Here is an 8,416-nt window from a genome sequence, read left to right as displayed (position 1 = left end):
ACTTCTCGTCCGGGACGAGCAGCACCTTGATCGACTCGACCGAATGCGCACATTCGAAGCCCGCCTTCCAGTCGGAGAGCTTGTAGCTGTGCGTCACGATGCCCTTGGACGTGGCCAGGCCGCGCTCAAGCAGGTCGATCGCCACCGGGTAGGTGTAAGGCGAGAGGTGCGCGCCGCGGATGTCGAGTTCCTTGCGGTCGCCGACTACCGACCAGTCGGTCGTCGTTTCCTTGCCGAACACGGAGAACTCGACGAAGCGGCCGAGCTTGCGGATCATTTCCAGGCCCTGCGTGACGCCGACCGGGTTGCCGGTGGCTTCGATATACACGTCGCAGCCGTAGCCGCCGGTGAGCGCCTTGATCTTGGCGATGGCGTCTTCCTTGGCCGGGTTGATCACCATGTCGGCGCCGTAGGTCTTCGCGAGTTCGAGACGCTCATCAACCGGATCGACGACGATCAGTTTCTTCGGCGTCTTGAGGTGGGCAACCTGCACCATGAACAGGCCCAGCGGGCCGGCGCCGGCGATCACGACCACGTCTTCCAGGCCGATGTCGCCGCGATTGACGGTATGGATCGCGCAAGCAAGCGGTTCGATGATCGCTGCATCTTCAGCGGAGAGGCTGTCCGGGATCTTGTGCACGAGCGAGGTGGGCGGGAAGAGCATGTATTCGGACATGCCGCCCTCGGCGACCGTGTTCTGAAAGCCGAAGATGTTGTGCACTTCGCACATCCAGTACTTGCCGCTCTTGCAGAAACGGCACTTGCCGCAGGGAACGATCTGTTCGGCGATGACGCGGTCGCCGAGCTTGACCTCAAAGTGTTCGAGCGCGCCTTCGCCGGCTTCGACGACGGTGCCGAAGAACTCGTGGCCGGGAACGACCGGGGTCTTGACCCAGGGATCGATGCCTTCCGGGCCGCCCCAGAACATCTGGGCGCCGGCGTGGCACTTGTCGTCGCCGGCGCAGATGCCGCAGGCACCAATCGAGATGAGCAGTTCGTTGGCCTTGGGCTTCGGACGGGCGACGGTTTCGAGGCGGTAATCCTTCGGCCCGTGGTTGATCAGGGCGAGCATTTCGTTGTTGGCAGTCATGAGTTTCTCCTGGTTTATGGATCTGTCTTTTTTCAATCTGGGGGTATTCGGGGCGTCGCGACATGCCGGGGAAACACGGCGCGACGCCTTCAAATTGGGGAGGTTGGATCAGCGGCGTTTTTTCCGTTCGCGGCTGATGTAGATCGCGAAGAGGATGATCAGGCCCTTGATGATGTTCTGCACGTAAGGCGAAACACCCATCATGTTCAGGCCGTTGTTGAGCACGCCGAGCATCAGCGCGCCGATGAAGGTGCCGATGATCGAACCGCGGCCGCCGGCGATCGAGGTGCCGCCCATGACGACGGCGGCGATGGCGTCCATCTCGAAGCCGACGCCGGAGTTCGGCTGGCCGCTCATCAGGCGTGAGCTGAGCACCAGACCGGCGAGCGCGCAGGTGAAGCCGCTCAACGCATAGATGAACAGCTTGTAGCGGGCGACGCGGACGCCGGAGAGGCGGGTTGCTTCCTCGTTGCCGCCGATGGCGTAGATGTAGCGGCCGATCGGTGTCTTGTCGAGCAACAGGTAGGCCAGGATGAAGGCAATCACCATGATGACCACCGGCGTCTGGATGCCCAGCACCGTGCCGCGGCCGAAGAAGGCAAAGGCTTCGGGCAGGCCGTCGATCGGGTAGCCGCCGGTGTAGATGAGGCCGATACCGCGTGCGATACCCATCGTTGCCAGCGTGACGATGATCGGCGGCATGCCGGCGTAGGCCACGAAGAAGCCGTTGAACAGGCCGAAGGCGAGGCCGACGCCGAGACCGATCAGGATCGCGGCGTAAGGCGGCACGCCGGCGATCATCGAACCGGCCATCAACGTCCCGGAGAGCGCCATGACGGCACCCACCGAGAGGTCGATACCACCGGAGAGGATGGCGCAGGTCATGCCGATGGCGATGATCGCGTTGATCGAAACCTGACGGGCAATGTTGAGGAAGTTGTCCGCCGAGAAGAAGTTGTCGGTCGTGACGATCATCACCAGGCAGACGGCCACCAGGCCGGCGAGCGGGAAGAAGTACGTCGAACGCTTCATCCGCGTCAGCCAGTTCGCAGGAGCGGTCGAAGAGACGCCCACCTTGCTGTTCATGTTAGTTGCCTGTTGTTGCATAGCGCATTACCTCGTTGGAATTGATTTCATCGCCCGCCAGGGTGGCGACGATGGCCCCTTGCCGGAAAACCGCGACGCGATCGCACAGACCGACGATCTCGGGCAGCTCCGACGATATGAAAATGATTGCGTAACCCTCGTTGGTCAGCCGGCGCATCAGCATGTAGATTTCTGCCTTGGCGCCGACGTCGATACCGCGGGTCGGCTCGTCGAAGATCAGCACCTTGCAGTGGTGATTCAGCCAGCGCGCGATGACGACTTTCTGCTGGTTGCCGCCGGAGAGCTGTCCGACGATCGTCATCGGATCGGGCGCCTTGACGCCGACGCGCTTCATCATCTCCTCCGTCGTGGCGTATTCGGCACGCTGGTTGATGAAGGGGCCCGGGCCCAGATATTTCTTCAGGTTGTTGATCGAGATGTTCTCGCGGATGGCGAAATCGACGATCAGGCCTTCGGTCTTGCGGCTCTCCGGCAGGAGGCCGATGCCGGCTTCGAGCGCTTCGGCCGTGTCCTTCAGCGCCACCTTCTGGTCGCGGAAGATGATTTCCTTTTTGAAGGCGGGATCGGCGCCGATGACCGCGCGTGCCAGTTCCGAACGACCGGAGCCGACCAGGCCGGCAAAGCCAAGAATCTCGCCCTCGTGCAGCGTGAAGCTGTTGATCGGCGCGCCTTCGCTGAGCTGGACGTTGCGCGCTTCGAGCACCTTGCGCGGGTTCTTCTGCGCCTCGGGCTTGGGCGGGAAGGCTTGTTCCAGGCGGCGGCCGACCATCCATTCGACGAGCTTGTCGACGTCGGTGTCCTGGACGTCGGTCGTGCCGACGTAGTTGCCGTCACGCAGCACCGTGATGCGGTCGCAGATCTCGAAGATTTCTTCGAGGTGGTGCGAGATGAAGACCATCGTCACGCCGTGCGCCTTGAGGTCGCGCATGATGCCGAAGAGGTGTTCGGCTTCCGACGGCGTGAGCGTTGCGGTCGGCTCGTCGAGAATCAGGATGCGCGCGTTGAGCGACAGCGCCTTGGCGATCTCGACGAATTGCTGTTGCGCCACGCTGAGCTGGCAGACGGGCACCTCCATGTCGATGTTGATGCCCAGTTTTTCGAACAGGGCGGCGGCCTCCTTGCGCATCGTGGCGCGCGTCAGGAAACCGAGCGAATTCGTATACTCGCGTCCGAGGTAGATGTTCTCGACCGCGTTGAGGTAAGGAATCAGGCTGAATTCCTGGAAGATGATCGAGACCCCTGCAGCGACGGCTTCGTTGTAGCTGGCGAAGTTGTGTTCTTTTCCATCCAGAAGGATGCGTCCTTCATCCGGCTGGTAGATGCCGCTGAGGATCTTCATCAAGGTCGATTTGCCCGCGCCGTTTTCACCGAGCAGGGCATGAATCTCACCTTTGCCTACCGACAAATCGATATTCGTCAGCGCATTCACTCCTGGAAAGCGCTTCGATATCTGTTCCAGTCGCAAAACCGTATTCATACTTGTTCCATATTCAAGAATTTCCCGGGGACTCTTCGCCGCCAGGGCGGCGAAGAGAGGGCCGTCGCGGCAACCGTGTCACCCGGACAGTCGGGCTTGAAGCCCGGCCATCCGGAGCGTAGCGGTTGTCAGGGAGGCGCGATTACCACGTGAAGGTCTTGGCGCCTTCGGCGTCGATCAGCTTGACTTCAACCGGAACGTGGGCCGGAACGTTGGCGCCCCACTTCTTGGCCAGTGCCATGCCGATCGCGATGCGGATCTGGTCGCGCGGATACTGTGCGGACGTCGCAATGAACTTGGAGTTCGGCTTCTGCATGGCCTTGATGGCTTCCGGCGCGCCGTCAACCGAGGTCAGCTTGATGTCCTTGCCGGAGGCTTCGATCGCCGCCAGGGAGCCCATCGCGCCACCGTCGTTCACGCTGAAGATGCCCTTCAGGTTCGGGTTGGCCTGGATCATGTTTTCCGTTACGGCCAGCGCCTGGTCACGTTCCTGCTTGCCGTTTTGCGTCGTCACGATCTTCATGCCCGGGAACTTGGCGAGAGCGTCCTTGCAGCCGCGAACGCGCTCGAGAATCGGCACGACCGGGATACCGTCGAGAATGGCGACGTCGCCCTTGCCGCCGAGCGCCTTGCCCATGTATTCGCAGGCCATCACGCCGGCGTCGTAGTTCTTCGAGCCGACGAAGGTGTCGACCGGGCCCTTGGCGTTCGCGTCAACCGCGGCGACGACGAGGCCGGCAGCCTTGGCGGACTTCACGGCGCCTTCAACGCCGGTGGAGTCGGTCGGGTTGAGCAGAAGGATGTCGATCTTCTTCTGGATCATGTCTTCAACGTCGCTGATCTGCTTGGCAACGTCGTGACGTGCGTCGGTGATGATGACCGTCGCGCCGACCGAAGCAGCGGCTTCTTCCAGGGCCTGCTTCATGGTGACGAAGTAGGGGTTGTTGAGTTCCTGGAACGACATACCGATTTTCAGCGGAGCTGCGGAGACCGGAAGGGCAATCGCTGCACCCAACATCAACGGAAGAACCTTTTTCATTGCTTTCATCACTAATCCCTCGATTTATAGATAAAAAATGCTTCAGGGTTTGAACTGGCGGGCAATCACTTGCGACGCCAACGGGCGAAACAAAAACTGCGACTTGCTTTTGTAACCGGGCTGAATTTCAGGCAAAAGGTCCTCCCGGCCGTACCTCATGCCCTTTTCTCCTACTAGTCGAAAACTGGTGTCAGCGCCGCATGATGGGCGGTGCGTGGATGCGTTTGATCACGGCTCCGGCTCCTGGAGCGAGAACTCGGACTTCAGCGCTCGATAAAGTCGGCGGAAGCGGGCGTGGCGGATTTCCAGATCCTCCTGCCAGTCCGTGCGTGGGTCGATGGTCTCGACGACGGGGGCCGAGAAGCCAAGATCGGTGATCGTGCAGTCGCCGGCGGCCAGGCAGGCGAGGCGCGCGGCGCCCAGGCCGGCGGCGTCAAAGTCGTTGGCGTGCAGATTGAGTGGCATGCCGCAGGCGGTGACGACGAGTTCGCTCCAGAAGCGATTCTGGCTTCCGTCGCCGATCAGCGAGGCCTGCTTGATGAGCGTACCCGTGTCCTTGATCGCGGCGATGCCGTCGGACACGCTGAAGGCTACACCTTCGAGCAGCGCGTAGGCGATCATGTCGGGCGTCGTATCTTCGGTGAGTCCGAAAAAGACGCCGGTTGCGCGCGCGTCGTTGTGCGGCGTGCTGGCGCCGTTGAGATAAGGCAGGAAAACTGGCGATTCGTGTTTTGTGGCTGTCTTCGCACGCTGGTAGATCGTCTCGCGGCTGGCTGAGCCGAGAATGCTGGCCCACCATTCGAGACTCGTCGTACAGGCCGGGGCAACGCTCATCTGGCTCCACAGGTTCGGGAGGCAGTGACCAAAGTTGCGCATGGCGCGCTCGGGGCTCGGGCGCGGTCCGCAGGTGCTGACGAAGCTCAAGCCGCTCGGGCCGAGGCTCACATAGGCGTCGCCTTCCTTGATCGCGCCGAGTCCGAGTGCCGTGGCGGCCGGACGCGAGGCGCCAGTGGCGACGGGGACGGGGTGCTTGAGGTTCCAGGCGTCGGTTAGCGTCGTGCGCAGGCAACCGGCCTGTTCCGAACCCTCGGCCAGGCGCGGGAAGTGTTCGCGCGACAGGCCGACGACCGAGATCATGCGCTCCGACCAGTCGCGGTGTCCGACGTCGAAACACAGCGTCGAAGACGCGTCGGACATGTCGGTGACGAATTCGCCGGTCAGGCGGAAGACGATGAAGTCCTTCGGCATCAGCACCTTGGCGATGCTGTCGAAGACCGAGCGTTCGTACTTCTGCAGCCACAGGAGCTTGGGCGCGGTAAAGCTCGGCAGTGCCATGTTGCCGGTGATGTTGCGCGAATTGGTGACCATCGCCTCAAGCTCAAGGCATTCGGCGCGGGCGCGCGTGTCGCTCCACAGGATGGCCGGGCGCAGCAGGCGGTGATGCTTGTCGAGCAGCACGGTTCCCTGGGCCTGCCCGGAGACGCCAACGCCACCGAGGTCGCTGAATGCGGCGGGCGCGTCGGCGCGAACCTTGGCGATCGCTTCCAGCGTGGCGTGCCACCATTCCTCGGGGCTCTGCTCGCTCCAGTGCGACTGCGGCGTGGAGCGCGTCAGGCGGACTGCAGCGTCGGCCAGCGTCTGGTGTTCGAAGTCGAAGAGCGAGACTCTGACTTCGAAGATGCCCAGGTTGATGCCGAGGAAGGTTGAACGCGACATGATGGATGGTGTCTTGGGTGCGTGCGGGTCAGTTGGACGTCAGGCGACAGCGGAGGCGGAGACGATGTTCATCTGGTGCAGCGAGCGGAAGCGGCTCGGCGGAACGCCCTTCTGCGCCAGGAAGTGCCGGTTGAAGTTCGAGACGTTGTTGTAGCCGACGCGGAAGCAGATGTCGGCGACGGAAAGACCGGTATCGACGAGCAGCTCGCAGGCGCGGTGGATGCGCAGCGTATTGACGTGCTGAACGAAGGACATCCCGGTGTGCTTGCGGAAGTAACGCGAGAAGGTCGTGACGCTCTGCCCGGCGAGATCGGCGACGTCGGACTCGCGCAGGTCGCTCGCGAGGTTCTGGTCGATGTACGAAAGGATCTGGTTGATCGTCGAGGACATGTAGCTCGACGGGTCGGGCGTGAATCGGTGGCTGGCCAGCTGCTTGCGCTGTTCATCCTGAGCGATGAGTTCGAGCAGGGAAATGAACAGTGCGACGCGACGGCCGCCGTTGGCGGTGAGCAGCTCTTCCATGATCGGGCGCGCGGCGTCGCCGGTCGCGTCGGAGAAGAGGACGGCCCGCTTCGATTCCGTCATCAGTTTGTCCAGGAAGCGCATCTCGGGGAAGGCCAGGATGCGTTCGTTGAGGAATTCGGCGGAAAACTGGCAGATCAGGTTGCGCCGCTCGACCGTGCGGCCTTCCGGCAATTCGCTGACCCAGTTGTGCGGCATGTTGGGCGCCATGAAGACGAGGTTGCCCGGCGCGAAGCGGCCGACGTAATCGCCGACGAAATACTGGCCGGATGTTTCGGTGATCAGCTGGATCTCGTACTCGGGGTGGAAGTGCCAGCGCACGGTGCGGAACGGATAGCCGTGGCCCCAGACCTTGAACGACTCGTGTTGCAGTACATCGACCACTTCAAGATCAGGTTTCATGCCAAACCCTCCACAAATGATCGTGCTGCCACGATCGATTTCCCCGTTTGCCCCTCGTGAGGCATTGCTTGCGGTTTCTGAGACCGTATCGCCGGCCTTCTGTTTCTGTTCATTGTCATCTGCAGGTGGCGCCACTTTAGGCTTGCCGCAACCACGCATCAACCAATAAAGCGCCCATCTCTCGATACTTTTTTGCATCTCTGGAGGTGCTTGATTCGACAGGGAAAAGGCGTTTTTGTGCTTGATTCTGGTGCGTTCGGCTGGTGAAAAATGCGTAAATTCAGTGAAGAAACGCGCAGCCGTATGGCAAGTGAACGAGCGGCAAAAAGGAGAGCGGGTAGCGATTTGGGGTGAATCAAACGTCCGTTCGCGTCGTCGGCGAGTGCCGTTGTCCGCCGTGCTGGACGGCGACCGAGTTGTAGCGGATGTGCGCGTTGATGACGCGCTTGTCGCGCGGCATCAGGGTGAAGGCGTTGATGAGGAATTCACGCGTCTCGGCAGCGCGTTCGTCGGACCAGTTTTCATCGAGCTGCTGCAGCGATTCGGCCATTGACCGCATGATCTGCTCGCCGAGCGCGGCCTTCCGGGTTTCCTCGTCCAGTCCGGCGCCGTCGCTGCCTTCGAACCAGCCGTTCAGGCGTGCCTTGATCTTGCCGGGCAACGAGGTCTTGCTTGCCACACGGGCGATGACCGCGGCGGCACGGTTGACTTCGCCGTGCTGGACGGCTTCTTCAGCGATTTCGACGGCGACCGTGTCGCTGGTCGCGGTGCCGTCGGCGTCGAGGAGGTCGAAGGCCTTGTCCAGGCTGGAGCGCGCTTCGTTCATCTTGCCCTTGCCGCGCTGCACCATCGCCGTGGCGACTTCCGAGGCGAGTTCGCCCGACTGGAGATTGCGCGTTTCGATGCGCATTTCGTCGGCGATCGCGGCGGCTTCGTCGACGCGTTGCTCGTCGAGCAGGTTGCGCGTCAGCGACAGGTAGTCGTCGACCTTCAGCATCGACGATCGCTGCGTGCGCTCGACCACGCGCTTCAGGGTGCTGATGACCTTTTCGCGGTCGCCGGC

General features: G+C 62.0%; 7 protein-coding genes. All 7 read right to left on the bottom strand.

Features of this window, described 5'->3' with window-relative positions; genetic code table 11:
* Nucleotides 1-1,090 (bottom strand): zinc-binding dehydrogenase (locus KBA32_RS15475; RefSeq protein WP_294360773.1); only part of this gene is annotated, 1,090 nt, incomplete at its 3' end.
* A gap of 108 nt (nucleotides 1,091-1,198) precedes the next feature.
* Nucleotides 1,199-2,176 carry an ABC transporter permease gene (locus tag KBA32_RS15470; RefSeq protein ID WP_294360771.1) on the bottom strand — a complete coding sequence of 326 codons (978 nt, stop codon included), beginning with the start codon at nucleotides 2,174-2,176 and terminating at the stop codon, nucleotides 1,199-1,201.
* Nucleotide 2,177: 1 nt separating this feature from the next.
* The gene (locus KBA32_RS15465; protein ID WP_294360768.1) at nucleotides 2,178-3,674 is read right to left on the bottom strand and encodes a sugar ABC transporter ATP-binding protein; all 1,497 of its coding nucleotides are present in this window, start codon (nucleotides 3,672-3,674) and stop codon (nucleotides 2,178-2,180) included.
* A gap of 142 nt (nucleotides 3,675-3,816) precedes the next feature.
* On the bottom strand, nucleotides 3,817-4,722 hold the full coding sequence (locus KBA32_RS15460) for an ABC transporter substrate-binding protein (RefSeq protein ID WP_294360766.1): 906 nt from the start codon (nucleotides 4,720-4,722) through the stop codon (nucleotides 3,817-3,819).
* A gap of 219 nt (nucleotides 4,723-4,941) precedes the next feature.
* Nucleotides 4,942-6,429, bottom strand: a complete 1,488-nt coding sequence (gene xylB, locus KBA32_RS15455; protein ID WP_294360763.1) for a xylulokinase — start codon at nucleotides 6,427-6,429, stop codon at nucleotides 4,942-4,944.
* A gap of 39 nt (nucleotides 6,430-6,468) precedes the next feature.
* Nucleotides 6,469-7,353 carry an AraC family transcriptional regulator gene (locus tag KBA32_RS15450; RefSeq protein WP_294360761.1) on the bottom strand — a complete coding sequence of 295 codons (885 nt, stop codon included), beginning with the start codon at nucleotides 7,351-7,353 and terminating at the stop codon, nucleotides 6,469-6,471.
* Between the two features lie 355 nt (nucleotides 7,354-7,708).
* A partial coding sequence (locus KBA32_RS15445) for a hypothetical protein (RefSeq protein ID WP_294360758.1) occupies nucleotides 7,709-8,416 on the bottom strand: 708 nt, incomplete at its 5' end.

The organism is Propionivibrio sp. (genome assembly GCF_017995515.1).
In the GTDB taxonomy this organism is placed as follows: Bacteria; Pseudomonadota; Gammaproteobacteria; order Burkholderiales; family Rhodocyclaceae; genus Propionivibrio.
This window is presented reverse-complemented; position numbering and strand designations above follow the sequence as displayed.